This is a genomic window from Thalassospira profundimaris (genome assembly GCF_003326675.1).
GTDB lineage: Bacteria > Pseudomonadota > Alphaproteobacteria > Rhodospirillales > Thalassospiraceae > Thalassospira > Thalassospira aquimaris.
This window is the reverse complement of record NZ_JPWF01000011.1, coordinates 58,519-84,521: the sequence shown is the minus strand read 5'-3', so window position 1 is coordinate 84,521 and position 26,003 is coordinate 58,519. Positions and strand designations below refer to the sequence as shown.

Sequence of the window (26,003 nt, the reverse complement as noted above, 5' to 3'; positions counted from 1 at the left end):
CGTTTGCGTGTTGAAATTTCTACGGGCGCGCTATCTTGCTGAGAAGATGGGCGATGATCCGACGATAAAGATCCATGCCCAGAACCACGTCCTCGACCCCGGCATCGACATTCGGGTTGTCATTCACCTCGATCACCATCGGGCCGTGCGGCGTTTCCTTGACATCCACACCATAAAGGCCATCACCCATCAGGCGCGCAGCCGCAAGGGCGGTTGATACGATATCGGCGGGGGCATCTTCGACCGGCAGGGTTTCAAACCCGCCTTCCTCAAAGCTTTTGCCGTCATCTTCATGTTTGACGATCTGCCAGTGGCCCGGTGCCATGAAATAGCGGCTGGCAAAGATGGCTTCGCCGCCCAGAACCCCGATACGCCAGTCAAAGGTCGTTTCGACATATTCCTGAATGACCAGAAGTTCCGAGTTCTTGAACATCTCGGTCGCAACTTCGTTAAGGTGTTCAGGCGATTTTACCTTGCGCACCCCGCGCGAAAAACAGCCATCCGGCACCTTTAGAACCGACGGGAAGCTGAATTGCTGGCCGATTTCGGCAATGCGGCGCTTGTCGAATATCGCGCTTTTCGGTGCCGGGATACGATGGGTGCGCAGAAGTTCTGCCAGATAGACCTTGTTGGTACAGCGCAGCATCGAGTCCGGGTCATCAATCACCGGAATGCCTTCCTTTACCGCACGCTTGGCAAAGCGATAGGTGTGATGATCAAGGGCGGTGGTTTCGCGGATCAGAAGCGCGTCAAATTCCGAAAGGTGATGGAAATCCTTGGCGGTAATCAGTTCGGCCTTGGCACCAAGATCGGATGCGGCCTGGACAAAGTTTGCCAATGCTTCCTTGTCCGAAGGCGGCAAAACCTCGTCCGGGTCATGCAGGATAGCAACCAGTGCGGTGGGCGGGGTAACGTTGCCCTGTTTACGGACACGACCGCGCAAATAGGCCCGAAGGGCTGCTTCAAATTCGGCAAGGTTGCTGTCATCAAGCTGGCCCAGGGACGGGGCTTCGATTTCGCGTAAAATCTTGCGGTCCTGCTTGTTCAGGTGCAGGCGCAGGATCGGGCAGCGGAACTGATCAAAGGCCCGTTCGGCGATCTGGCGGAAACGTTTGTCCGCGGTGCGACCGAAATAGACATCAATATGATCCGGGGCCTGATCCGGGCCATGACCGGATTTGGCAAGGGCATCAATGATCTGCGGGCTTAGTTCCGAACGTGCGGTTTTCTGAAGACGCTTCCAGTTAAGGTCGAGAAGAACATCGGCCTCGGGAATGACGCGCTCGGCACGGGCGGCGGCCAGAAGACTGCAATAATAACCGCGTGACAGATATTCATAGGACTGGCACAGGTTGATCACACGGCGGTTACGCACCCCGTGATCAAGTGCCAGATAATCACGCACCCGCATGACGCGTGCGCCCGATACGGCAAAACGCTGATCGGACAGGCGGTCGACCAGGATCAATGGTGCACCGGTGGCAACCGCAGGCGTTACATCGCTTTGACCGTTATAAAGGGCATGTTCAAGGCGAATGCCGTCTTCGCCATCCTGGTAATAGCCCGGAAGGTCCGCGACCTTTTGATAGCCGTGCCGTTCATAAAGATTGCGTGCGGTATCGTTTTGAACGCGCACTTCAAGACGCATGCGCGTGCACCCGGCATCCATGGCAAGGGTTTCAAGACCGGCCAGAAGTTGCGTTCCCAAACCTTTGCCGCGCCATTCCTGGGCAATTGCCAGCGAATAAATACGGGCCACATCCGCATTGGCGCACAGCAACAGCAATCCGTATCCGACCACAGCCGGTTTGTCGGCATCACCGGCATCGGCCACCAGAAGACGCGCAGAGGCCTGTCGCAAGAAACGGGAAAAAGAGGCGCGCGAAATCAGGTCACTTTGGAAATTGGCCGTTTCAAGGGCGCAGAGCCCGTCAAGGTCGGAACGAACTGCACTGCGAATAATGACGGTGTTGGGCTGGGTCGATGCCACGAGTATTGACCTCCTGCGATGGGATGTGGCGCACATGTTGCGCTCAACTTCCGGTACGCTCAAACCAAAAAGCTCACAAGTGCGATTATTGTTCACAGCCATGCCATTTTTTCATGGGATGTGACATAGCTGACACTCGACCTGCGGGGCGAATAAAAATATGCTGTATCAGATAGCTGTTTTGAAAATAACAACAATTCTGCCTGTGCGAAGCTATGATTAAAACACGGGCAAAACTGATGGCGGAACATAAAGGTTTCTCAGCCGTTGGACAGGGCACGAAGTACAAGGAAAAAGACGTTTTTGAAAAGCCACATCCTTCGCAATCTTGGATCATATCGGCGATATGGGGCAATCGGTCCGCTTTTGTTGGCAGGAACGATTCTTGGTGCGTGTTCATCTGACGAGGGGCTTGCTGGACTTGGCTTGGGTTTTGGCGGAAATGAAACCGAAATTCAGGACGGCCTGCGTGAAACCATTCCTTATAGCGTCGAAATTGCCGGCATTGACGAACAGGAAGGCGATCTGATTGCGGCCCTTGAAGCGGTAAGCACAGCACGCCGGTTACAATCGCGTCCGACGGCGTCGCGTGCCGGATTGCAACGCCGGGCCGAGGATGACATTGAACGTTTTCAGGCCGTTCTGCGTTCCGGCGGGTTTTATGACGGTCAGATCACCTTTGATATTCAGGAAGAATCCACACCGGAAACGGACGAGGGTAGAAGCGACCCGGCGTCGGCCGATGATGCATCAGATCAGCAGGGTGAAGATGAGACTGCCGGTACTGCCGGGGATGATATTGTGGCACAGGCTGATGGGCCGACACCACTTGTTCTTAAATATCAGATTGATACCGGCGCACCTTATCTGATCTCTTCAGTGGATCTTGTAATCACCCGTCCGGACAAGGTGATTGAACGCCCGGCGTCGGACGAGGAGCTCGAAAAAACCCGTTTGCAGATCGGTCAGCGGGCGACGGCGCAGCCAATCATTCTGGGCGAGCAATATGGCGTCGATATCTTTCGGGCGCAGGGCTATCCGCTGGTCAAGGCAACCAAGCGTACTGTCATGGCCGATACCGCGGAAAAGACCATCTCGATCAAATATGGATTTGAAACTGGTCCGCTGGCAGAATTTGGTGATGTGACGGTAAACGGTGCCAGTGATGTTGATCCGGATTTCATCGCCGGCTACCGCAGTTGGGAACCGGGCGAGCAATACAGCCCCGATCAGGTCAGGGCAACGCGCCGCGATCTGGCCCAGACCAACCTGTTTGACAGTGTCATCGTCAAGGTTGCGGGGCCGGTAAAGGAAAATGGTGAAATTCCGGTCGAGATCAATGTGGTTGAACGCAAGATGCGGTCGATCGGTGGCGGGGTTAATTTCTCGACGGCTGACGGTCCGGGGGCCAATGCGTTCTGGGAACATCGCAATCTGTTTGGGCGCGGCGAAAAACTGCGCTTTGGGGCAGATGCTTCCAGCCTTGAACAGGGGGTGAGTGCCGAGTTTAAAAAACCACAATTCCTTGAGCGCAGGCAATCTCTTCTGGCCGAGGCAAATGCCAAAAACAACAACACGGATGCCTATAAGGGATCGACGATTGACAGCTTTGTCGGGATTGAACGCCCGCTTGGCGAGAACTGGTCAACGACATTCGGCGTGACGACCGAATATTCAGACCTGACAGGATCAGATTCCCCGAATGAAGAATTCTATCTGGCCGGTTTGCGCGGCATTTTGCGGCATGACAATACCGACAACCCGCTTGATCCGACCAGGGGAACGCGTTTTGAAATCAATGTGTCACCTTATATGTCGCTGACCGATAAGGATACCGGCTTTACCTCGGTCTCACTAGCGGGGTCGCAGTATCTTTCGATTGATGACGAAGGCGATTACGTGTTTGCCGCCCGTGCGCGCACCGGCACAATCATTGGTGAGGATCGTGGTAACCTGCCATCAAACAAACGGTATTATTCGGGGGGCGGTGGTTCCATCCGCGGGTATGAATATCAAAAAGTCGGGCCGCTTGATGATGAACATGATCCGCTTGGCGGGCGTTCGGTGCTTGAGCTTGGCTTTGAATTCCGCGCCCGTGTGACCGAAAGTTTCGGCATCGTTCCGTTTGTCGAAGGCGGCAATGTCTATGCGCGAAGCGAACCGGAAGATATTTCGTTGCTTTGGGCAGCGGGACTTGGGTTCCGGTATTACACCGGGGTCGGACCGCTGCGCTTTGATGTCGCGGTGCCGCTTGATAAGCGCGAAAACATTGATGATGATTTCCAGTTTTACATCAGTTTGGGGCAGGCATTTTGACCGCGTCTGAACAACCTTCCACCAACAGGCAGGGCAAATTGAAACACCCCCGTTCCGCATGGCGATGGGCCCGGTACGGGGCATATGGCGTTGGTGGTGTGGCCTTGGTGGCGGCCGGGATTGTTGCGCTTGCCGGAACCGGTCCGGTGTTGCGCGCAGTCACCCCGCTGATCAATGACACGGTTTCAGAGGCCATTGATGGCACGTTTACACTTGGCCGGATTGAAGGAAGCCTTTGGACCGGTCTTGCGGTTGAAAGCCTTTTGATGGATCAGCCCGTTGACGGGTTGCATCTTGAGCTTGGCAAGGCTGAGTTTGACTGGTCGCCATTGGCGTTGCTGGGCGGTCAGTTGCACATCAATCGCGTTGGCCTGCAATCGGCAAAAATCATTTTGCCTGACGGTACATCCAAAGATGAAGTCGAAGAAACCCCCGAAGAAGCAGGGGGTGGTTTTGCCTTGCCGCTTGCCGTGGCAATTGATGCGGTCGAACTTTCCGAGATTGCCGTGGTCGAACCGGTATCAGGCAAAAGTTTTTTGTATGGGTTAAATGCCAAGGCCGCAATCGGTACGAATTTGTCGGCAGTTGCGGCCATTGATCTTCATCCGCTGGATGGCGGAATTGACCGGCTTGTCGTCGATCTCGATTTTGATGGGCCGGAACAACGCCTGAAAGCCGATATCGACGGCGAACTGGACCGTGAAGGGATTGTCATGACCCTTGCCGGACTGGAACCCGATGTCGCGACCGACGTCCGGATCAGGCTTGCCGGTGATGGTCCTGCCGATAACTGGAAGGGCCGACTTGATCTTTCCGCCGACGGTTATGCCGCACTTGCCAGTGATATCGGTATTCAACTGTCGTTAGATGTTTTGGGCTTTGCACTTGATGGCGGGCTTGAAACCTTTGAACGGATCAACGGGGAATTGCCCGACGCATTGCGCAAGAAAATTGATCTTGGCGTTGGTGGTGCCTTTGATGCCGATACGCAACGGCTGTCATTTGATCGTGTCACACTCGCCATGGCCGATGCCGTGTCCCTGAATGCGACCGGCGATCTTGATCTTGCCGAAAATCAGATTGTTGCAAAGCTTGATGGTACCATTGATCCTGCGATGTCCGCCCTTATGGACGATGCGGTGACGTGGGGGCAGGTCGGGCTTTCGATCACGGCCGCAGGTGATCTTGCGATGCCCGGGGTGGAGCTTGCCATTCGCGGGCAAAATCTGAAAACCCCGGTTTCGACGATTGGCGAGGTGAAGCTGGATGCCAGCATTCCGGAGGCGACTGGCAGTGATGTGCTTGATGCCAAATTGGCGGCATCAACAACCGGCACGGAATGGCAGGATGGCGATTTGGCGGCCTTTCTGGGTGATGTTCAGGAATTGTCACTTAATGCGCTGATATCAAAAGATTTTTCGAATATTGCGGTGCGCGATCTGGCTCTGTCTGCTCCCATGATGAAGGTGCTGGGCGATGCAGATATCAATGAAGAGTTTGCGATCAACCGTGCTGGATTGAATGCCGTAATTGCCGATCTTGCGATCTTTGCGCCGATATCCGGTCTTGATCTTGGCGGGCAGGGATCGGTTGCGCTTGATAACCTGACATGGTCGACAACGGATGGCCTGAAAACCGATGTAAAGATTGCAACGACTGAAACCGGTTTCGGGATAGCCGATCTTGATCGCATTGTCGGTGCATCACCGGTGATCACCGGGCAGGTGTCCTTGTTGCCTGATCTTGATTTAACCGTCGATCTGGATGCTTTACAAACGGCGATGATCACGGGGCCTGTCACGGTCAATATTACGGATGAGTTCGGGAATTTGGCGGTGAAGGGTGATCTTGATGTCGCGCCGGGAACTGTGCCGCCAGATATCGGCGTTTCAATTGCACCGGCAAAACTTCTGATCAATCTGGATGGCGATATCGCAGCCCCGGCCGGGACGTTTGATCTGAGCATCCCAACCGTCGAAGCCGGTGGTCAACGCTTTGACAAGGTTGCGCTTTCAACCCGGATGGCTTGGTCTGATCAAGCCGTTTTGTCCTTGGCCAATAACGGGCGTTTTACCCTTGGCAAGCACGCCTATAACCTGGCGGCGAATGTGCGTTTGCCTGATGATGGCTTGCATGTGGCTGGTATTTCACTGCGCGGTGATTTCCTGAAACTTTCCGGCGATATTGTTCTTCCTGATTATGCAACACCAATCAAAGGCAGAATTGCGCTTTCCAATCTTGATGCCGAGATGTTGGGCGATTTCGGTGCGCCCTTTTCCAATGGCGCGCTTAGTGCCGATGTTGCCTTTGTTCCCGATGGAGACCGTCAGACGGTAACCCTGGCAGCCCTTGCCAATGGCCTGCGCCTTATCGGAGAGGCCGATGGCAATCCGGAAATGATCGAGAATATCGAGCTGTCGGCAACAGTTCGCGACGCCTTTAATGCCCCGGATATCTCTGCGAATGTCAAAGGGCGCGATATCGTTTATGCCCCGATCGCGCTTGATGATATTGCGCTCGATATCCAGGGTGGCCTTGATGCCCTTCATGTCGTGCTTGGCAGTTCGGGCCTGTATGAAGGAAATGTTCCGGTGTTGGCCGATCTTGTGGCCGATATCGGGCTTGGTGATGATATCACTGTAACGGCAAGCAAGCTTGATCTGGCCCTAAGTGATCAGGCCATTTCGCTGCATCGTCCGTTACAATTCGTGATGGCGGCCAACGGTTCGCAAAGCCTTGATGCAGATTTGGCAGTGGGAACAGGGAAACTTGTTGCCACCATGTCCCAACAGGCGGGCCAAAAATCAATTGCCGGCGATGTGTCCCTTGACGGGGTTGATCTTGGCCCGTGGGGACGGATTGCCGGTTTTGACGGGCTTACCGGTGTGGCCAACCTGACAGCAAGTTTGCGCGAAACCAAGGGTGCTTTGCCAGCGGCAGAGGTCAAAGGCCGCATTACCGGTATTACGGCCAAGACGGTCAAAAATCTTGAACCGTTCGAGATGGTTCTGGATTTGGGCCTTGCCAAGGGTACACTGAACGGAACGGCCAAGCTTGGGAATGCCGGTATCAAGGTTCTGTCGGCTGAGGGAACAGTGCCGCTTGCGATTTCTGTGTTGCAGCAGAATTTCAGTCCCGATCTTTCGGCACCAGTATCGGCATCGGTGCGCATGAATGGCGAAATAGCCGAATTCTGGCCCTATGTTCCGGCACCGGATCATCTGGTTTCCGGTTTGATCAAACTTGAACTGGATGTGGCCGGGACCCTTGATGATATTGCCTGGAATGGCAATGTCGATCTGTCGGATGGTCATTATGAAAACCTGTCCTACGGCACGATTTTGGATGATCTGACCCTTCGTGGTGACTTTGACCAAAACGGGCTTTCGATCCCGTCGATCACTGCGACCGATGGGGGTAATGGTACGCTTGATGCGTCGATTGATCTGAAGATGAAGGATGGCGGCGAGGCCGCCTATGATGTCAGCACCAAGCTTCGCAATTTTGCCTTGTCGCGGATTGATGAATTGCAGTTCTGGGCTGATGTCGACACCAACGTAACCGGCAATCAGAACGGCGCCGACATCAAAAGCGCTGTCACCGTGCAGCGCGGGGAAGTTGACCTGACGCTGGCCTTGCCTGAATCGGTTCCGACAATCGATGTTGCCAATCTTCCCGGCGAAGCCGAGAAAGAACAGGCCCGCAAGGAAGCCGAAAATGACAGGGGATTTGCGGGTAACCTTGATGTCAAAGTCGATATTCCCAGACGCCTGTTCGTGCGTGGTCGCGGGCTTGATTCCGAATGGGGCGGGGCGCTGGAAATTACCGGCACCACGGATGAGCCGATCATTGTCGGTCAGCTTGCTGCATTGCGCGGACAGCTTGATATCATTGGTAAAACCTTTGTGATCAAGGATTCCAAGATCACCTTTGCCGGTGGGTCGCCACCCGATCCGATGCTTGATATCAAAGGGGTGTATTCGACGACCGATCTTGAAGTGACCGCAGGGTTCGAAGGGCCGGCAAGTGATCCGGAACTGGTTTTGACGTCAAACCCGTCCTTGCCCGATGACGAAATCCTGTCGCAGGTGCTGTTTGGCAAATCCCAAGGCAGCCTAAGCGCGGTTGAGGCCGTGCAGCTTGCCAGTGCCGTAAACGAATTGTCAGGCGGCGGTGGGGGACTCGATATCGTGGGCAGTGTTCGCCGCTTTATCGGTGCAGATGTGCTTCAGGTCGGCGGCGGTGAAAACGGGCCAGAGGTCAAGGTTGGCAAATACCTTGCCGACGGGGTTTATGTCGGTACCAAAGCCGGATCAAGCCCCGGGTCCAGCGGGGTCGAGGTTGAAATCGAAGTCACGCCGAATATCAGCGTGACCAGTGAAACCACCGAAATCGACAGCAAGGCCGGGGTTCAGTACCGACTGGATTATTAGGCGGGTATCAGCCGAGTTTTAGGTCACTGATATCGACAAGTGCGCCATGACGGCAAATGACCCGGCCTGCGACTTTCTGGGCAACGGCAATGGCGTCTTCGACGCGTTTGCCATGCGACCGTGCGGCCAGAAACGCACCGTTAAACGAATCACCGGCCGATGTGGTGTCGACGATGTCGGTAATTACGGGCGGGGTGACAAAACCCGACTGACCATCCTTGTCGCACCAATAGGTCGGCTCGCCCCCTGATTTGACGATGACTTCGCGCACGCCTGCATCAAGCCAGCGCTGGCCGGTTTCCTGTGCGGTCTTGTCGCCAAACAGGGCCGCGTCATCGTCAAAGGTCGGCAGCACCGTATCGCAATAAGGGGCAATTGCCTGATAGATGTCGATGGCGGTTTGATCATCGGACCACAGGCGCGGACGATGGTTGGTATCAAAGTAAACCTTGCCGCCCTGATCTGCATATTCGGCAGCAAGTTTGATCATGTTCTGACGGTCTTCGGGGGATAGGATTGCAAGACTGATACCCGACAGGTAAAACCCGTCAAACTGCGCGAATGCGGCGCGGATCTTTGCCGCGTGATCACCGCCCAGAACCTGTTTGGCTGCGGCCTGATCGCGCCAATAGGAAAAGCTTCGTTCACCGTCGGCATCGGTCTGAATGGTGTAAAGGCCGGGCAAGGCGCCATTGATCTGGCGCACCAGAACGGTATTGATCCCGTCTTCCTGCCAGGCCGTCAGCATCGCGTTGCTATAGGCATCCGTACCAAGGGCGGTGATGTAGGATGCGCTTTGTCCGGCATCGGGATCAATCAGACGGGTGGTTCGGGCCATATAGGTCGCCGCATTCAGCGTATCCCCGGCAAAGCCAAGCTTTGCAGCACCAAATACATGTCCGGGCAGGGCACCGGAAAGTTCAAGCATACATTCGCCGATAAATGCGATCTGGGGCATCGGGGTAACCTTTATGGGGAAGAAATCAGAAGGGTGGCGTTATGGGTCTTAATCGCCAATCGGCTGACGACCGGTCGGCGAATTGACAGTCATAAGCGAAGATCTGATCCGGCGCAGCTTTTCTTTGGCCTGATGGGGCATCCGTCGTGCAACAGCGGTTGCAATGACGTCAATGGTGGCCAGAAATGCATGGCGGGTGGCCGTCGGTTTGTAGATGTCCGGGTTTTCGGGCATTTCAATTCCGATCACCAGATCACTTTCCGCAGCAAGCGGGCTGTCGGGGTTGGTCAATGATATGACCTTGGCGCCATATTGGCGCGCAATGGCGGCGGAATGGATCAGCTCAACCGGGCGGCCGCTGGTTGAAATGGCGAAAACCACGTCTTCCGGGCCAAGGGTTGATGACAGCATACGCTGCAAATAGCCGTCACTTTGCGATTGTGCGGGAATGCCAAGCCGGAAGAAACGGTTGGCGGCATCAAAGGCCACAGTGGTTGATCCACCCCCGACGCCAAAAAACGCAATTTGTCGGGCCTTGACCAGAATATCCGCGGCCTGATCAATCTGTTGCGATGAAATCTGATCACGCAGCAGGCGCAGGTTCTCAATGATCACACCAAGAACGTGACTTGAAAGTACGTCCGCGGCAGTCGTGTCATCCGAGATATCCTCGGATGTCAGATACTGCATACTGACCGCAAGGTTTTGCGCCAGACGCATTTTGAAATCACGAAACCCGTCACATCCCAGTGTCCGGCAAAACCGGATGACGGTTGGTTCACTGACCCCGACATTGTTGGCCAGATCGGAAAGGGCAATGGTGGTGACCGCTTCCAGATTTTCGCTGACATAATCGGCCACCAGCTGTTCCCGGTTGGGAAAGCTTCCCGACTGGCTGCGCAGCAGGCTGATGATGTCGGCGGTCGGTTGCATCACACTGGTCCGGTTCTGTTTTCAAGGACGGGCAGGGGGGCCACATACGTTCGCCGCAAATGGCACCCCTTTGGGAAGTATCACTTTTCCGGCTTGTAGGCGATAGCTTCAATTTCAATCTTGGCGTCAACCATCATCTGGGACTGTACCGTGGAACGTGCAGGGCGCTCGTTCGGGAAGAATTCGGCATAGACACGGTTAAAGGTCCAGAAGTCGCGGGTGTCGGCCAGCCAGACATTGATTTTGAAAACATCGTCAAGCGTGCAGTCGGCAAGGGCCAGGGCCGCTTTGACATTTTCCATGGTCAGACGGGTCTGGTCTTCGATGCCGCCATAGGCGATTTCACCATTTTCCTTCATGGCAACCTGACCGGAAATATAGACGTAGTCGCCTGCGCGAACGGCCGGAGAAAACGGCAATTTCTGTCCGCCAGCACCGCTGCGTTCGTTGCCAAAATGTTTGATCGACATGGAAAACTCCCTGTTTTGGTTTGTAGTTCAGATCAAAATACATCCATTTGAAAATGTAGTTTAACTACCTAAATGAGTTTCATTATTAGGTCAATAGCCGAAAAAATGTCAAAACCATGTGAAAAATATGTAGACAAGCTACAAAATAGAACTCAGGATGTAGAAAAATTACACAAAAGATTCATCAGCGGAGAATTTGGCGACGATGGCACTACGCCGTATTGAAACCATTGCAGCGAAATTAAGCTTTGGCCTGAACTGGGGTGTCGAACGCGTTATTGCGGTTCTGATGCTTGTTCTGGTTCTGGACGTGTGGCTTGGGGTTGTTGATCGATACATTTTCCATTGGCAATTGCCCTGGCCCGAAGAACTTGCCCGCTATCTGATGATCTGGTCGGCGTTGCTTGCGATTTCGGCCGGGATTGCGCGGCGTGAACATATCGGGATTGGCATGTTTGTTCTGAGTCTGCCGATGCCGATCCAGCGCACCATTCTGTTTCTGGTCGATCTGATCGCCCTTGCCGCGTTCCTGTATCTGGCGATTTACGGATTTGACTTTGCCGAAGGCGGGATGCGCCGACAGGCCATGATTTTTGGCATGTCACTCGCACTTCCCTATGCCGCGGTGCCGGTTTCGGCACTTTTGGCCGCCATCCAGCTTCTTCTTGTTGCCTTGCGTGATCAGGGCCGTTTCATCCCGGTTGATCTTGCGGAGGGCGCAGAATGATCGTCGCCATTATCTTTGTTGTTCTGATGGTTTTGGGGATGCCGATCGGCTTCGCCCTTGGCGTGGCAGGTGTCGTTGGACTGTTTGACATGGGTGGGGGGATGTTCCTGTCCCAGGGCCCAAGCAAGGTGTTTAACGGCCTGAACGTTTTCCCGTTCCTTGCCATGCCGTTCTTTATTCTGGCGGGCGAAATCATGAACCATATCGGCATTACCAGCCGACTGGTCAAATTCGCCCAGGCCCTTGTTGGCCATATGCGCGGCGGTCTTGCGCACACCAATATGCTGGCATCGGTGTTCTTTGCCGGATTGACCGGGGCGGCGACGGCTGATGCGGCCGCATTCGGCAAAACCCTTGTTCCTGCGATGGTCGAGCGCGGATATCGCCGTGACTATGCCTGTGCGGTGACGGCGGCCGGATCGATCATCGGCCCGACCATTCCGCCGTCGGGTTTGATGGTGGTTTATGGATCGCTGATGGGGGTTTCGATTGGCGGTCTGTTTGCCGCGGGCATCTTGCCTGGCCTTATGATCTGTCTGATCTGCATGACGGTGATTGCGGTTACCGCGCGGTCCAAGAACCTGCCGAAAAATGAACGCCGGGCGTCGCTTCTGGAAATCTGGCAGATTTTCAAATCATCGATCACGGCCCTTATCATGCCCCTGATCATTCTGGGCGGCATCCTGGGCGGGATTGTCACCCCGACCGAGGCAGCATCGGTTGCCGTTGGCTATGCGCTGTTTATCGGTGTGTTCATCTATCGCGCACTCAGCTTTGCCGATTTCTTTAAAATGCTGGTGCGGACGGCACGTGTGACCGGCGTGATCTTTGTGATCATTGCCTTTGCGTCGATCCTTGGCTGGTGGCTGAGTTTCAACCGTATCCCGCAAGAAGTCGCAAGCCTTGTTCTGGGCGTGTCCGAGAACCCCTATATCGTGATTTTCATGATCGTCGGTCTGCTTTTGATGATCGGTATGGTGATGGATATCAACGCCATCCTGATCATTCTGGCCCCGGTTCTGGTGCCGCTGACCGTTCAGATCGGGATGGACCCTATCCATGCGGGGATCATCTTTGTTCTTGCACTCAATATCTCGCTGATGACGCCGCCTGTCGGGGCTTGTCTGTTCGTGCTGTCATCGGTGACAGGCGAGAAACTTGAAAAAATTGCAGCACAACTTTGGCCGTTCCTGTTGGCCGAACTGGGCGTGCTGTTCCTGTTTGCCTTCTGGTCCGATCTTGCGCTGGCGATACCGAGATTGCTTGGTTTCCGCTAGGCCAGCGGGTTTAAGACAGCCCCGGTCAGTCCGGGCCGGGGCACGCATCAAAATAAATGCCGGACACCATAAAGTCGTTTCATCAAGGAGAGGTAATCATGAAAACCGTTAAGCGTTTGGGCGCCGCCGCCCTGGCAACTGCGATGCTGATGGGCAGCACGTCAATGGCGTTTGCCGAGGCCAAAGTCCTGAAATTCGCACACGATAACAAAATGGACCCGTTCGAAAACCCGGCACATGCCTGCACCGCGGTTTTCGCCAACATTGTCGAAGCCGACACCAATGGTGAAATCAAGGTTGAGGTTTATCCGTCCAACCAGCTTGGCTCGGCTGCCGAGCATGTCCAGATGGTGCGTGATGGTCTGATCCAGGGCACCCTGACCTCGACCGGTGCGCTGGCATCCTACTATCCGCGTATCGACGTTCTGAACCTTGCATTCGCATTCGACAGCAACGCGTCGACCTATGACGTGTTTGACGGCCCGTTCGGCACCGCCCTTGCATCCGACATCGAAGGTACGCTGGGTGATGTTAAGGTTCTCGGCTTCCCGGATACCGGCGGGTTCTTTGCTGTGACCAACTCCAAGCACGCAATTGCCACCCTTGAAGATTTCAAAGGCATTCGTGTTCGTACCATGTCGCTGCCGTCCCATCAGAAAATCATGCAGGCACTTGGCGCCGAAGCATATCCGATGGCCTGGGGTGAAGTGTATGCCGGTCTTCAGACGGGCGTGATCGATGGTCAGATGAACCCGGTTCCGACCGTGACCTTTGCCAAGTTCAACGAAGTTCAGGGCTACCTGACCCTGACCAACCACCTGTTCTCGCCTTACACCATGATGCTGTCCAAGGCATTCTGGGATGACCTGACCCCGGATCAGCAGAAAATCATCCGTTACGCAGCACAGTCTTGCGTTGTCGCAAGCCGTGGCGTTTCGCGTGTGATCGAGGCATCTGATCGTGGTCTTGCCGGTCTGAAAGACAAAATGGAAATCACCGCTCTGTCGGCTGAAGACCGTGAAAAGTTCAAAGAGGCAACCCAGCCGGTCGTGGTCAAACACGTTCAGGAAAGCCTTGGCGATGAAGGCGTAAAACTTCTGAACCTGTTCAAGGAAGAAGTCGAGAAAGCCAACGCCAGCCGTTACATGGAATAAGCCATTCCACTTGCCGAAGGGGCGGGGTTCTGCCCCTTCGGATCCCATTATTCAATTTCATAAGACCAATAACAAAGGCACGGGTCATGCGGATTTTTTGCGCCTCGATTGCAACCGAGACCAATACTTTTTCCCCTTTAAGAACTGATTTTTCCGATTTTCAGGAAAGCTTTTATGCACCACCGGGACAGCATCCGGTTACGCCGACCCTGTGCAGTGCCGTCTTTACCGAAGGCCGCCTTCGCGCCGCCAAGGAAGGCTGGGACCTGATCGAAGGAACCGCAACCTGGGCCGAGCCGGGCGGGTTGGTCAGCCGCGAGACATATGAACAATTGCGCGACGAAGTTCTGGGCCAACTGCGTGCAGCCATGCCGGTTGATGGCGTGATCCTTGGTCTGCACGGCGCGATGGTTGCGCAGGACTATCTTGATTGCGAAGGTGATCTTATTTCGCGTATCCGTGCGCTTGTCGGGCCAGATGTGGTGATTGGCACAAGCTTTGATCCGCATAGCCATTTGACGGCCCTTCGGGTCGATAATGCCGACATCATTGTTGCCTTCAAGGAATTCCCGCATACCGATTTTGTCGAAACCGGCCGGGCAGTTGTTGATCTTGTCCTGCGCACGTTGCGTGCTGAAATCAAACCGACCAAGGCGGTGTTTGACTGCCACATGATCGAGGTTCTGCCGACATCACGCGAACCGATGCGGTCCTTTATTGACCGGGCAAAGGATATGGAAGGAACGGGCGATATCCTTTCGGTGTCGTTCATTCATGGCTTTATGGCTGGTGACGTGCCCGATCTTGGTGCCAAGGTCGTTGTCACCACCAACAATAACCCTGCGGAAGCCAAGCAGATTGCACGAGACCTGGGGGTTGAGTTGTTTGGTTTCCGTGGGGCCACCCGCCCGACATTCCTTAAACCCGAAGCCGCCCTTGATCAGGCATTAGCATCCGATGCACAGCCGATTGTTCTGACCGATGTCTGGGACAACCCGGGCGGTGGGGTTCCGGGCGACAGCACGATTTTGCTGCGTGCGGTGATGGAACGCGGACTTGCCAATTATGCCTTTGGCACGCTTTGGGATCCAATGGCGGTTCGGACCTGTTTCTCGGCCGGCGAGGGGGCGACATTGCCACTGCGCTTTGGCGGGAAAACCGGTGCCCATGCCGGTGCCCCGATTGATGCACAGGTGACGGTCAAGAAGCTTGAACGCAACTCCTGGCAGTATTTCGGGCAAAGCATTGTGCCGCTTGGCGATTGTGCGGTAATTGTGCTGCCGGACGGCGGGGAAGTGATCCTTAATACCAATCGTTCACAAAGTTTCGATCCAAGCCTGTTTGCGAATATGGGCATTGATCCGAAATCAAAAAAATATCTGTTTATCAAATCGACCAATCACTTCTACGATGCGTTCGCCAAAATCGCGGGCGAGATCATTTATGTTGATGTGCATGGTCCTTATCCGTCGGATCCGAAAACCAATGGATATCGTCACGTCAAACGTCCGCTTTGGCCGATTGTTGATGATCCGTTTGCCAAACAGGCAAGCTGATCTGAATTGCCACTGCACGCTTTGCGTCACCACCGAAAAGCAAAGGACGTTTGTTCCATGACACGCTCACCGCAATATCCCGAACTTGATACACCTTGCGCGGTGATCAATCTTGATACTGTTGATCGCAATATTGATGCCTATCAGGCGTATTGCGACAAGCACGGGATTGCGCTTCGCCCCCATATCAAAACGCATAAAATTCCGGCATTCGCCCAACAGCAACTTGATGCCGGGGCCAAGGGGATTACCTGTCAGAAAATTGGCGAGGCCGAAGTCATGGCCGATGCCGGGATCGATGACATTCTTCTGACCTATAACGTGCTTGGTGATCGCAAGCTTGCCCGTTTGCGTGCCCTGTTTGACCGGGTCAAAACCCTTCGCGTTGTGGCCGATAACCTGCCGGTGGTCAAAGGTCTGTCGCGTGCCTTTGCTGATAGTGCCAAGCCGCTTGAAATCCTGATTGAATGCGACACGGGTGGCGGGCGCTGCGGTGTCCAAAGTCCGCAGGCAGCTCTCGAACTTGCACAGAAAATCCAGTCGCTTCCGGGGATTACCTTTGCCGGTTTGATGACCTATCCGGCGGCAGGCGGCGGTGACAAGGTTGCCACGTTCTTTGGTGATGCGATGGCGGCACTTGATGGCGTTGGCATTGCCTGCCCGATCAGAAGTTCGGGCGGTACACCCGATATGTGGAAGGCACACGAAGTTGCCAATGTGACCGAACACCGTATTGGTACTTATGTCTATAACGACCGGTCGCTGATGGCGCGCGGGGTGTGTGGCGAAGTTGATTGTGCCCTTCGGGTTCTGGCCGAAGTCGTGTCATTGCCTGCACCGGGACGCGCGATCATTGATGCCGGGTCCAAGGTTCTGACATCGGATCTTTTGGGGCTTGATGGATATGGTTGTGTTGTCGGCCATCCCGAAGTCGCGGTTGTCGGGCTTTCCGAAGAACACGGCATTTTGCATTTCGATGCTGCGCTAAGCCCGTTTGAAATCGGTGAACGCATCGAAATCATCCCCAACCATGTCTGCGTGGTCAGCAATATGCTTGATCAGGTGCATCTGGTGCGCGGGAACGACATCAAAACTGTTGATGTCGCTGCGCGCGGTAAGGTTCTGTAATTACAGGCTAAATATACGGGAAAGACCCGGCATTCATGCCGGGTCGTGATTTGGCAAATAGCCGGTAAATCCGGTGATCAGCCATTTTCCATCGGCCTGCTTTTCGCAGTAATAATGGGTTTTCCAAAGCAGACGGTCTTCGGTGCCGTCTGCTTTTTTTATGCGCCCGTTAAAGTGTTTGCGGACCAATGCGCGATTGCCGGTGATGTCGATCTTTTCAAGGCGGGTTGACCGGAACACACCGGCATAAAGGTCTTCGGCGAATTCGATCTTTTGGGCGTCGATTGCCTGTCGCAGCCATTCATCGCGATAGGCACCAAGATCGGGAAACATCATTTTCCAGTCGTCGGGATTATCGGATTTGCAGGCATCAATCGCGTAAAAGCCATCGGCCTTGAAATCACCCTCGACCATCGACCAGTCGGCAGCAACAAAGGCCGCAATATCGCGCGGAACCAGCATTTCCCAGATTTGATTGCGATCTGTATCAGATGGCGGGAACGGGCTTTGATCGCAGCGGTGCATGTCTATCTATCCATTTGATATAAAATTGATTTCACCCATTTTCGCATTCCCGACAATCGGGTTCAATCACAGAAGGGAAAAACGCGTAAAAATACGCAAGGACCATGCGAAGTGATTGCAAACAGGGAAAAATTGAAGAAAGATCGGAAAGACATACCAGATCGTACAAAGATCAGACCCGCAAATCCGAGGTGCCGATGGCTTGGGGTGGTTTCACATCTGCTGAACTTGAATGGCAATATAATCCGCGCGAAACCGTGCCGGACTTCATGACGCATTTCGAACGGTTTGTGAAACTGTCCGATGAAACCCGTGCACAACTGGGCGGCAAAATTGATGTCCGGTTTGGTGACGGGCCAAAGGAAACCATGGATGTCTTTATGGCATCTGATCCCGGCGCGCCGGTTCATGTGTTTTTCCATGGCGGCTATTGGCGCAGTCAGGACAAAAAGGATTATGCCTTTGTTGCCCGCGATCTGGTGGCAGCCGGATTTACCGTGATCTGCCCGAATTACGATCTTTGCCCGGATGTCACGGTTGCCGATATCACCGATCAAGCCGTCCGGTGCATCGAATATGTTTATCGCAATGTCGAAGAATTTAACGGCGATCGTGACAATATCTCGATTTCCGGTCATTCGGCCGGCGGGCAGATTGTTGCGCGTCTTGCCACCCATGACTGGGAAGAATCCCTTGGCGATGCGACACCGTTCGCTGCCGTGATACCGATTTCCGGTGTGTTTGATCTTGAACCGATCCGTCATACGACGCTGAACGAAGACATCCGCCTTGATGCGGCATCGGCGGCGGACAATTCCCCGATGCTTGATGTCGTGCCGATGGATGTGCGGATGATGGTTATCGTTGGCGGCAATGAAAGCCCGGAATTCGTGCGCCAAAGCGATGCCTATGCCGCCTATTGCGGCAGTGCCGGGCACAAGGTTCCGGTCTATAAGGCGTGGGGTGCGAACCACTTTACCGTTCTTGAAGAAGTGTTCTTGGGAACGGGTTCACTGTTCGGGCATCTCAAACGGTTTTTGCAGCCATAATTCTGCGTAAAATCCGGCGAAAAACAGCATAAAAAACTGTTGGTCTTCCTGTGACGGGATGGTCGTGTCGTGGTATAAGAAAACACCGCTACCACACTGAAACCCAAAATAAATCTACAGGAAGGTCCATGCGTTTCGTTACTGCCGAAGATATCGACAAATTTGTATCGCCCCGTGATCTGGTTGAAGCCCTTCGTGACGGGTTTGCGCAAGGGTGCGAAGCCCCGTTGCGCAGCCATTTCAACATGGAACGTAGTAACGAGGATGATGCGACTTTCCTGATCATGCCGGCCTGGCAAAAAGACGGGGCAGCGGGTGTTAAAATCGCTGCTGTTGTGCCGGGGAACTCGGCGCGTAATCTTCCGGCGGTTTCGGGGACTTATGTTCTTCTTGATGCGGTGACCGGACAGCCGTCCGCCGTGATTGATGGCACCAAACTGACCACACGCCGCACTGCGGCGGCATCTGCCCTGGCGGCAGATTATCTGGCGCGCAAGGATGCGACCGATATGGTCATGGTCGGATCGGGCGCGATGGCCCCGCAATTGATCAAGGCCCATGCATCGGTACGTCCGATCAAAAATGTCACCATCTGGAACCGCAATGCGGACAAGGCGACCAAGCTTGCCGCCGAAGTTGCCGAACTTGGTTTCAATGCGTCGGGCACCGATGATCTTGAAACTGCCTGCAAGTCGGCGGACCTGATTTCGTGTGCGACGCTTTCGACTGAACCGCTTGTACGCGGCGACTGGCTGCGCGAAGGGACCCACGTTGATCTGGTTGGTGCCTTCAAACCGACAATGCGCGAAACCGATGATGCCGTGATGGCGAAATGCCGCATCTTTGTTGACAGTTTCGAAGGTGCAAGTGCCGAGGGTGGCGACGTGGTGCAGGCCATTGCCAGCGGCGCGATTGCCAAAACCGATATTCTGGGCGATCTGTTTGGCCTGACCCGGGGTGACGTTTCAGGGCGTCAAAGCGATGGTGAATGCACGGTCTTCAAATCGGTCGGTCATTCGCTTGAAGATTTCTTTGCCGCTGTGGCCGTCGTGAAGGCGGTTGAAAAATGATCAGCACCGATCTGTTTGCCAAGGAACCGCTGGAAGCCTTTCGGGGAACAATCAAACCGGAATGGATTGATTTTAACGGGCATATGAATGTCGGTTATTACGTGGTCGCGTTTGATCTGGGATCGATGGCGTTTCTGAATGCGGTGGGGATGGGACTGACTTATCCCGAAACGCGCAACGGATCGACGTTCGGACTTGAAATGCATGTGACCTATGATCGGGAAATTCATCAGGATGACCCGTTTGTCATCCATACAAGGGTGCTGGATTGTGATCAGAAACGCATTCACATGTATCACGAAATGCGCCACGGCACCGAGGGTTGGCTGGCATCAACCAACGAAATCATCACCATGCATATCAACATGACGGAACGCCGTTCAGCACCGTTCCCCGACGATATCATGGAGACACTTACCAAAATCAGGGAAGCCCATGCTGATCTTCCGATTCCATCAGGCGTCGGACGGAAGATCGGCATTCGCCGGAAATAAAATGACAAACCCCGCATCCATCGAATGCGGGGTTTTGTTTTGCGCAGGGTATCTTGGCCTAGGGACGGGGAGCCATATAAAGTCGGCACATCTCGCCCGACAGATTAACATCCTGTTCGCGCAGAAATGTCAGGCCAAGTTTTTCAAGCATGTGAACAGACGGGCCATTATCAGGCAGGCAATACCCATAAACCTTGTCAAAGCCATAGACGTTCCAGCCGTGATCAAGCAGAGCGGAACAAACTTCATAGGCATATCCCTTGCCCTGATGGGCCTCGGTCACGGCATAGCCGATATCAGGTGCATCAAGTGTATCGCGTTTGACAAAACCGATCAGTCCAATCGGGCTTTGCGTATCCTTTTGGACGGCAACACACATCCCGAAGCCAAGCTTTTCGTAATTCTCGCGAAAGCGCAGATCGATATAATCCCGCGCAGCCTGAAGATCGTGGATGTTGCGATCGCCGATAAACCGGATCCATCCCGGTTCATTCAGAAGTTGCAGGATGAACGGGGCGTCGTCATGAGTGGCTTCGCGCAGGATCGTGCGCGGTGTTTCAAGAATGGTCATGATGTGGGGCGCTTGTTATGGTGGAAAAAGACGTTCGAAACTTTACCGTGAATTCCATGTAATCAAAGCCGTTTTTCGGTTTGCAGACACGGAGACATCAATGCCGGTCAAGCCCATCAAACTGACATTCGAAGGTGCCCACGGGGCGGAACTGGCCGCAAGGCTGGATTTGCCGGTCGGGCCGGTGCGCGCCTATGCGCTTTTTGCCCATTGCTTTACATGCAGCAAGGATTTGACGGCGGCGCGCAAAATCGCCCAGTCGCTGACCCTGCAAGGTATCGGCGTTTTACGATTTGATTTTACCGGGCTTGGCGGATCGGGCGGGGATTTCTCGTCGACCAACTTTACATCGAACCTTGAAGACCTGCGTCGTGCAGCCGATTTTTTGCGTCATGAATTTGCCGCGCCCAAACTTTTGATCGGTCATTCTCTTGGCGGGGCAGCGGTTCTGGCCGTGGCTGATAGCGTGCCCGAGGCAACCGCAATTGCCACCATCGGCGCACCGGCCGATGTTGAACATGTCACACATAATTTTGCGGATTATCTTGCCGATATCGACCGCGACGGGCAGGCGGAAGTATCGCTTGGCGGGCGTCCCTTTGTGATCAAACGGCAATTTGTCGATGACCTGCGCAATCACAGTATCGAAAAATCGCTGGCCAAACTGCACAAGGCGTTGCTTGTTCTACATGCGCCGATGGATCAGACCGTCGGGATCGAAAATGCCGGGCGGATTTATGACGCGGCCAAACATCCCAAAAGCTTTGTGTCCCTTGATGATGCCGATCATTTGCTGCGCAATCCCGATGACGCCGAATATGTGGCAACCGTAATTGCGGCATGGGCGACACGGTATATTCCGCAAAACGACGAAAGTGTCCCCGAACCGGCCGAAGGCGTGGTGGTGCGCGAAACGGGTTTGGGCAAGTTTCAGTCGATGGTGGTTGCCGGACAGCATCGCATGATTGCCGATGAACCGGAAAATGTCGGTGGCTTTGATAGCGGCCCGTCGCCCTATGACTTCCTGTCATCGGCGCTTGGCGCCTGTACGGTGATGACATTGCGCCTTTATGCCGATCAGAAACAGATTCCGCTCGATGCCATCCGGGTTGAAGTCCGGCATGCCAAAGTCCATGCCAACGATTGCGCCGAATGTGCCGGAAAACCCGTGCCGAAATCCGGCAAAATTGATCGGTTTGAACGCCTGATTACCCTGCATGGCGATTTCACCGATGACGTCCGCGCAAGACTTCTTGAAATTGCCGATAAATGCCCGGTCCATCGTACGCTTGAAGCCAGTTCCGTCATCGTGACACAGGAACAACCGGCATAAGCAGGGCAAACAAAAAGCCCGGCATATGGTGATATGCCGGGCTTTTGTGTTGGGATCGATCAGATTACGGTTTTGCCGCAACCACGATGAACTCGACAAGGAAGTCCGGGGTCGCAAGCTTTGCTTCGCCGCATGCACGTGCCGGGGTGTGGCCCTGCGGAACCCATGCATCCCAGATTTCGTTCATTGCGCCGAAATCTTTCATGTCAGCCAGCCAGATAGTGGTCGACAGGATGTTTTCCTTGCTTGCACCGCATTCGGCCAGAAGCGCGTCAACTTTTGCCAGGCATTCTTTGGTCTGGTTGGTAACGTCGCTACCCGGTTCGCCAACCTGGCCTGCAAGATAGATGGTGTTGCCATGAACAACGGCTTGGCTCATACGCGGGCCGGTGTGGAAACGTTGAACGCTCATGAAGCTCTCCTTTGGTGACAAAATTGAATAATTTATTCGGGTTTAGCTACCACGCTTTTGGACGCCGCACCAGTCTGCAATGAACAGGGCAAGGACTTCGGTGACTTCCATCATGGATGCGATGGAAACCCGTTCATCAATGCCGTGAATTCGTTCGGCTTTGGGGCCATAACAGGTGGCCGGGATCTTGCCGTAAATCTGGAAGAAACGGGCATCCGTCGTCGCGGTCGAGGCATAGTTTTTGATCGCGTTTCCTGTAACTTCCTGATGGATGTCGCCAATCATTGCCATCATCGGATGATTGATATCCATCTCGCATCCTTCGGCCTGAAAACCGTGATAGGTGATCTCGATCTTTGCGCCCTTGCATGCAGGATGATTATCAAGCGCGCTTTGCCTGACCATCTCGATTGTTTCGCGCACTTTTTCAAGCTCCATCCCCGGATAGAAACCGACACGGATATCGGCACTGCAAACCGGCGGGACGGTCGATGCCCATTCGCCCCCTTCGATCTTGCCAAGGTTGAAGTTCACAGGGTGAACATGCGCCCCGTATGCACAATGCCGATCCGTCGGATGGTTCCAGATATCTTCGACTTCTTTCAGGACTTCAAAGAAACCAAAGGCCGCTTCAATCGCGTTGCTTCCAGCCGAGGTATCAAGAACGTGCGCCGGGCTTCCCGAAACATGGATCTGGAACCACATCACGCCAAGCTGAGCGGTCATAAGGGTCTGGTTAAACGGTTCGGGGATGATCGCGCAATCGGCACGGTACCCTGCATGAAGACAGGCAAGTGCACCATTTCCGGTGCATTCTTCCTCGATCACGGATTGCAGGGTAACCGGGGCGGCGGGTTCAAGCCCGATATCGTGCAGGGCCTGAAGGGCATGGCAATAGGCAATGATTCCGGCCTTCATATCACCGGCACCGCGTCCATAAAGCCAATCCCCGTCGACATAGGCATCAAACGGACCGCGACGCCATTGTTCAACCGGGCCGGTCGGCACAACATCCATATGGCCATTCAGGATCAGGCTGCGCCCGGTCGGGTTTGTCGGACGGTGCAAGCCGACAACATTTTCGCGTCCGTCATAACTGTCAATAACCGGCGGGGAAAAGCCCGGCTGATCGCGTAATGCGTCGATGTCAATCGTCACACGTTCAACATCCAGTCCCATTTTGGCAAACTGTTCGGCGATCCAGTTTTGCGCCGATGCTTCGTTGCCCAAAAGACTGTCATGACGCACCAGTGCGCAAAGATCGTCAATCGCCTGTGATGTGCGATTGGCAACCGCCTTGCGAAGGGCTGCGCGATCAAAACCGGTCATGCTGTTTTCTCCATCGGGCAGGGACGCTTTGGCATCCCTGCCGGTATTTGATCATTTGCCGGATGCAAGTGTCGGGCGGCTTGCCGACAGGGCATCTTCGGTCACGCCAAGCTTTTCCATATGGGCCGGAATGCCGTTGCCACAGATCAGGCTTGCGGCATATTCACCCATCGCAGGTGCTGTCTGAATGCCATAGCCACCCTGGCCTGCCAGCCAATAGAAGCTGTTGTCTTGCGGATCAAAGCTTGAAACCGGATCGCCATCGGCAAAGAAGCTGCGTAGTCCCGCCCAGGATTCACCGGGGCGACGGACTTCAACGCTTGTTGCGGTCATCAATCGATCAATTGCAATGGCGATATCAAGTTCTTCGGGCTGAACGTCATGGGCCTCGGTCGGGGTTTTGTCTGCGGGGGATACCAGCAACCTGCCTGCGTCTTCCTTGAAGTAAAGGGTTTCATCAAGGGCTGCGACCATCGGCAGGCCGTGAATATCCATTCCGGCCGGGGCATCAACCATCACAGCGGTTCTGCGTTTCGGTACAATGCCAAGCGGCTTGACACCGGCCTTGCTGGCGATGTCATCGGCCCATGCACCGGCGGCATTAACAAGGATTGCGCCACTATGAACGTCGCCATTGGCAAGAGTGACCTGCCAGTTGCCGTCGGTTTTGGCAATTGCGCTGACATCGGCCTTGACGACAAGGTTGCCACCAACGGCCTTGAACTGACGGATAAAGCCCCAGTGAAGGGCGTGAACATCAATGTCCATCGCATCGGGTTCATGGGCGCCCTTGGCGATCAGATCTGTATTAAGGATCGGTACGATTTCCTTAAGCGCGTCCGGGGTCAGCTCGGTAAAGTTCGCGCCATTTGCGCGCCCCTCGGATATCAGGGCATCGAGTTCGGCCTCATGACCCGGTGCGGCATACATGATGATCCCGCGCGGGGTCAGGATCGGGTTTTCGGTGAAACCGGCTGGCGGGTTCAAAAAGAAATTGCGGCTTGCCGTCGACATCTTGCGGATGATTTTCGGGCCATAGGTCTCGCTATACAGGGCGGCGGACCGTCCGGTGCTGTGATAGCCCGGCTGATCTTCGCGTTCGAGAACCGTGACGGATTTTCCCGCCTTGGCCAGAAAATATGCAGCCGACATACCGGCAATGCCGCCGCCAATAATAAGGATGTCTGAATGGGTCATTTGGGGCCTTCTGATAACGTGGTGTTTTTGTTGGTGACGCCAAAGGCGCTTAGAAACTGATACAGGTTTTCTGCCAGTGTGACGCTGACATAACCACCTTCCTGCACTATCACGGTTGGGCAGCTAAGGGTGCCAATTTTTTCACCGATTTTGGAAAAACCATCCGGGCTGACAGTAAGGCCGCCAAACGGATCATCGCGTGATGCATCAAGACCCAATGCAACGACCACTGCATCCGCTCCGAAATCCTCAATCGCGGTCATCGCCCGATCAAGGGCAGCCAGAAATTCCGCATCTCCGCTGCCCAATGCCAGGGGATAGTTTTTATTAAAACCAATCCCGTCCTTTGCCCCGATTTCTTCGGCATTGCCCCAGAAGAACGGATAAAAATCCATCGGATCGGCATGGATCGACAGGGTCAGCACATCGGGCCGTTCATAGAAAATATGCTGGGTGCCGTTGCCATGATGCAGATCGACATCAAGGATCGCCACCCGGTCATATTTTTCGCGCAATTCCTGTGCGGCAATCGCACTGTTATTCAGATAACAAAAACCACCGGCAAGGTTGGAACTGGCGTGATGTCCGGGTGGACGACACAGCGCATAGGCCGATTGCGCACCACCATCGCGCACATGGCGGGCGGCTGAAATGGCAGTTTGCGCACTGGCATAGGCCGACTGCCATGTGGTTTCCGATATCGGACAGGACGTGTCGCCCAGATGAAAACCGGCCTTGCCTACATGGTGGCGCGGGTAGGGGCCATTACGATCAAAAGGATGAATGTTCGGGATCACCAGTTCCGATCCGCCTGCGGCAATCCATTCCGGGTAAATGGTTTGCAGGAAATCCAGATATCGGGTGTCATGAATGGCGGCAATCGGGGCGATGCCCGCATCAGACGGGGTGCAAACCTCAAGACCCAGTCGCGCAATCGCCGTGCGCAGGATTTCGGCGCGTTCGGGGACTTCGGGGATCGGCTTTTTTTCGCCCGCGACAATGAATGTCTTGCCGTGGTGGCGTAACTGATCGTCTGAGAAATAGGCACGCATCATCGCTGCCGCCTTTCACTATTACGTGG

General features: G+C 54.5%; 21 protein-coding genes. 11 read left to right on the top strand and 10 right to left on the bottom strand.

Translation table 11 applies throughout. The features are described 5' to 3' along the window. Positions 1-19 precede the first annotated feature (19 nt). The gene (locus TH19_RS16070) at positions 20-1,990 is read right to left on the bottom strand and encodes a GNAT family N-acetyltransferase (RefSeq protein WP_258547993.1); all 1,971 of its coding nucleotides are present in this window, start codon (positions 1,988-1,990) and stop codon (positions 20-22) included. A 303-nt stretch (positions 1,991-2,293) separates the two neighbouring features. Here TH19_RS16070 and TH19_RS16065 point away from each other — a divergent pair, with 303 nt between their 5' ends. Continuing rightward, positions 2,294-4,306 (top strand): autotransporter assembly complex protein TamA, encoded by a 2,013-nt coding sequence (locus tag TH19_RS16065; RefSeq protein WP_258547992.1) that lies wholly within the window; start codon positions 2,294-2,296, stop codon positions 4,304-4,306. A 38-nt stretch (positions 4,307-4,344) separates the two neighbouring features. After that, positions 4,345-8,739, top strand: coding sequence for a translocation/assembly module TamB domain-containing protein (locus TH19_RS16060; RefSeq protein ID WP_258547991.1), 4,395 nt, complete (start codon positions 4,345-4,347; stop codon positions 8,737-8,739). Between the two features lie 7 nt (positions 8,740-8,746). Here the strand turns inward: TH19_RS16060 and TH19_RS16055 are convergent, their stop codons facing one another. From TH19_RS16055 to TH19_RS16045, 3 genes are all read right to left on the bottom strand, one after another. Further along, the gene (locus tag TH19_RS16055) at positions 8,747-9,697 is read right to left on the bottom strand and encodes a sugar kinase (RefSeq protein ID WP_114103374.1); all 951 of its coding nucleotides are present in this window, start codon (positions 9,695-9,697) and stop codon (positions 8,747-8,749) included. 48 nt (positions 9,698-9,745) lie between these two features. Continuing rightward, positions 9,746-10,630 carry a MurR/RpiR family transcriptional regulator gene (locus TH19_RS16050; protein WP_114103373.1) on the bottom strand — a complete coding sequence of 295 codons (885 nt, stop codon included), beginning with the start codon at positions 10,628-10,630 and terminating at the stop codon, positions 9,746-9,748. 80 nt (positions 10,631-10,710) lie between these two features. Continuing rightward, a complete protein-coding gene (locus TH19_RS16045; RefSeq protein ID WP_114103372.1) occupies positions 10,711-11,100 on the bottom strand; it encodes a RidA family protein in 390 nt (129 codons plus the stop codon). Between the two features lie 205 nt (positions 11,101-11,305). Here TH19_RS16045 and TH19_RS16040 point away from each other — a divergent pair, with 205 nt between their 5' ends. The 5 genes from TH19_RS16040 to TH19_RS16020 all read left to right on the top strand — a co-directional run bounded on the left by TH19_RS16040 (position 11,306) and on the right by TH19_RS16020 (position 16,942). Next, positions 11,306-11,827: a TRAP transporter small permease gene (locus TH19_RS16040; RefSeq protein WP_114103371.1), complete on the top strand. Its 522-nt coding sequence runs from the start codon at positions 11,306-11,308 to the stop codon at positions 11,825-11,827. Continuing rightward, a complete protein-coding gene (locus TH19_RS16035) occupies positions 11,824-13,104 on the top strand; it encodes a TRAP transporter large permease (RefSeq protein ID WP_114103370.1) in 1,281 nt (426 codons plus the stop codon). The genes TH19_RS16040 and TH19_RS16035 overlap by 4 nt, the downstream gene beginning before the upstream one ends. Before the next feature lie 98 nt (positions 13,105-13,202). Then, entirely contained in the window at positions 13,203-14,258 is a 1,056-nt protein-coding gene (locus tag TH19_RS16030; RefSeq protein WP_114103369.1) for a TRAP transporter substrate-binding protein, read from the top strand. Positions 14,259-14,344: 86 nt separating this feature from the next. Next, positions 14,345-15,814, top strand: a complete 1,470-nt coding sequence (locus TH19_RS16025; RefSeq protein ID WP_114103368.1) for a M81 family metallopeptidase — start codon at positions 14,345-14,347, stop codon at positions 15,812-15,814. 57 nt (positions 15,815-15,871) lie between these two features. Next, complete coding sequence (locus tag TH19_RS16020; RefSeq protein ID WP_114103367.1) at positions 15,872-16,942, top strand: D-TA family PLP-dependent enzyme; 1,071 nt, start codon at positions 15,872-15,874, stop codon at positions 16,940-16,942. Between the two features lie 33 nt (positions 16,943-16,975). Here TH19_RS16020 and TH19_RS16015 read toward each other — a convergent pair whose 3' ends face one another. Next, positions 16,976-17,467, bottom strand: coding sequence for a hypothetical protein (locus TH19_RS16015; RefSeq protein ID WP_114103366.1), 492 nt, complete (start codon positions 17,465-17,467; stop codon positions 16,976-16,978). 197 nt (positions 17,468-17,664) lie between these two features. Between TH19_RS16015 and TH19_RS16010 the strand changes: the two genes are divergently transcribed. The 3 genes from TH19_RS16010 (at position 17,665) to TH19_RS16000 (ending at position 20,080) form a co-directional block, all read left to right on the top strand. Continuing rightward, on the top strand, positions 17,665-18,516 hold the full coding sequence (locus tag TH19_RS16010; RefSeq protein ID WP_114103443.1) for an alpha/beta hydrolase: 852 nt from the start codon (positions 17,665-17,667) through the stop codon (positions 18,514-18,516). 128 nt (positions 18,517-18,644) lie between these two features. After that, positions 18,645-19,586 carry a bifunctional Delta(1)-pyrroline-2-carboxylate/Delta(1)-piperideine-2-carboxylate reductase gene (gene lhpI, locus TH19_RS16005; protein WP_114103365.1) on the top strand — a complete coding sequence of 314 codons (942 nt, stop codon included), beginning with the start codon at positions 18,645-18,647 and terminating at the stop codon, positions 19,584-19,586. After that, on the top strand, positions 19,583-20,080 hold the full coding sequence (locus tag TH19_RS16000) for a thioesterase family protein (RefSeq protein ID WP_114103364.1): 498 nt from the start codon (positions 19,583-19,585) through the stop codon (positions 20,078-20,080). The genes lhpI and TH19_RS16000 overlap by 4 nt, the downstream gene beginning before the upstream one ends. Before the next feature lie 58 nt (positions 20,081-20,138). On the opposite strand, the gene TH19_RS15995 is transcribed toward TH19_RS16000, so the two are convergent. Then, positions 20,139-20,651: a GNAT family N-acetyltransferase gene (locus tag TH19_RS15995; RefSeq protein WP_114103363.1), complete on the bottom strand. Its 513-nt coding sequence runs from the start codon at positions 20,649-20,651 to the stop codon at positions 20,139-20,141. 100 nt (positions 20,652-20,751) lie between these two features. Here TH19_RS15995 and TH19_RS15990 point away from each other — a divergent pair, with 100 nt between their 5' ends. Then, a complete protein-coding gene (locus tag TH19_RS15990; protein WP_114103442.1) occupies positions 20,752-21,984 on the top strand; it encodes a bifunctional alpha/beta hydrolase/OsmC family protein in 1,233 nt (410 codons plus the stop codon). Between the two features lie 64 nt (positions 21,985-22,048). On the opposite strand, the gene TH19_RS15985 is transcribed toward TH19_RS15990, so the two are convergent. Genes TH19_RS15985 through TH19_RS15970 form a run of 4 tightly spaced genes read right to left on the bottom strand, consistent with a single transcriptional unit; the run spans position 22,049 to position 25,977 of the window. After that, a complete protein-coding gene (locus tag TH19_RS15985) occupies positions 22,049-22,396 on the bottom strand; it encodes a RidA family protein (protein WP_114103362.1) in 348 nt (115 codons plus the stop codon). 42 nt (positions 22,397-22,438) lie between these two features. Continuing rightward, the gene (locus TH19_RS15980; protein ID WP_114103361.1) at positions 22,439-23,725 is read right to left on the bottom strand and encodes a M20 family metallopeptidase; all 1,287 of its coding nucleotides are present in this window, start codon (positions 23,723-23,725) and stop codon (positions 22,439-22,441) included. A gap of 51 nt (positions 23,726-23,776) precedes the next feature. Continuing rightward, positions 23,777-24,922: an NAD(P)/FAD-dependent oxidoreductase gene (locus TH19_RS15975; protein ID WP_114103360.1), complete on the bottom strand. Its 1,146-nt coding sequence runs from the start codon at positions 24,920-24,922 to the stop codon at positions 23,777-23,779. Next, positions 24,919-25,977, bottom strand: coding sequence for a histone deacetylase family protein (locus tag TH19_RS15970; protein WP_114103359.1), 1,059 nt, complete (start codon positions 25,975-25,977; stop codon positions 24,919-24,921). Before TH19_RS15970 ends, TH19_RS15975 begins: the two co-directional genes overlap by 4 nt. Between the last annotated feature and the right edge of the window lie 26 nt (positions 25,978-26,003).

Excerpts from the sequence above, each read along its gene's own strand:
- TH19_RS16055 (WP_114103374.1), bottom strand. The coding sequence starts at position 9,697 with ATGCCCCAGATCGCATTTATCGGCGAATGTATGCTTGAACTTTCCGGT.
- TH19_RS16050 (WP_114103373.1), bottom strand. The coding sequence starts at position 10,630 with ATGCAACCGACCGCCGACATCATCAGCCTGCTGCGCAGCCAGTCGGGA.
- TH19_RS16045 (WP_114103372.1), bottom strand. The coding sequence starts at position 11,100 with ATGTCGATCAAACATTTTGGCAACGAACGCAGCGGTGCTGGCGGACAG.
- TH19_RS16040 (WP_114103371.1), top strand. The coding sequence starts at position 11,306 with ATGGCACTACGCCGTATTGAAACCATTGCAGCGAAATTAAGCTTTGGC.
- TH19_RS16035 (WP_114103370.1), top strand. The coding sequence starts at position 11,824 with ATGATCGTCGCCATTATCTTTGTTGTTCTGATGGTTTTGGGGATGCCG.
- TH19_RS16030 (WP_114103369.1), top strand. The coding sequence starts at position 13,203 with ATGAAAACCGTTAAGCGTTTGGGCGCCGCCGCCCTGGCAACTGCGATG.
- TH19_RS16025 (WP_114103368.1), top strand. The coding sequence starts at position 14,345 with ATGCGGATTTTTTGCGCCTCGATTGCAACCGAGACCAATACTTTTTCC.
- TH19_RS16020 (WP_114103367.1), top strand. The coding sequence starts at position 15,872 with ATGACACGCTCACCGCAATATCCCGAACTTGATACACCTTGCGCGGTG.
- TH19_RS16015 (WP_114103366.1), bottom strand. The coding sequence starts at position 17,467 with ATGCACCGCTGCGATCAAAGCCCGTTCCCGCCATCTGATACAGATCGC.
- TH19_RS16010 (WP_114103443.1), top strand. The coding sequence starts at position 17,665 with ATGGCTTGGGGTGGTTTCACATCTGCTGAACTTGAATGGCAATATAAT.
- lhpI (WP_114103365.1), top strand. The coding sequence starts at position 18,645 with ATGCGTTTCGTTACTGCCGAAGATATCGACAAATTTGTATCGCCCCGT.
- TH19_RS16000 (WP_114103364.1), top strand. The coding sequence starts at position 19,583 with ATGATCAGCACCGATCTGTTTGCCAAGGAACCGCTGGAAGCCTTTCGG.
- TH19_RS15995 (WP_114103363.1), bottom strand. The coding sequence starts at position 20,651 with ATGACCATTCTTGAAACACCGCGCACGATCCTGCGCGAAGCCACTCAT.
- TH19_RS15990 (WP_114103442.1), top strand. The coding sequence starts at position 20,752 with ATGCCGGTCAAGCCCATCAAACTGACATTCGAAGGTGCCCACGGGGCG.
- TH19_RS15985 (WP_114103362.1), bottom strand. The coding sequence starts at position 22,396 with ATGAGCGTTCAACGTTTCCACACCGGCCCGCGTATGAGCCAAGCCGTT.
- TH19_RS15980 (WP_114103361.1), bottom strand. The coding sequence starts at position 23,725 with ATGACCGGTTTTGATCGCGCAGCCCTTCGCAAGGCGGTTGCCAATCGC.
- TH19_RS15975 (WP_114103360.1), bottom strand. The coding sequence starts at position 24,922 with ATGACCCATTCAGACATCCTTATTATTGGCGGCGGCATTGCCGGTATG.
- TH19_RS15970 (WP_114103359.1), bottom strand. The coding sequence starts at position 25,977 with ATGATGCGTGCCTATTTCTCAGACGATCAGTTACGCCACCACGGCAAG.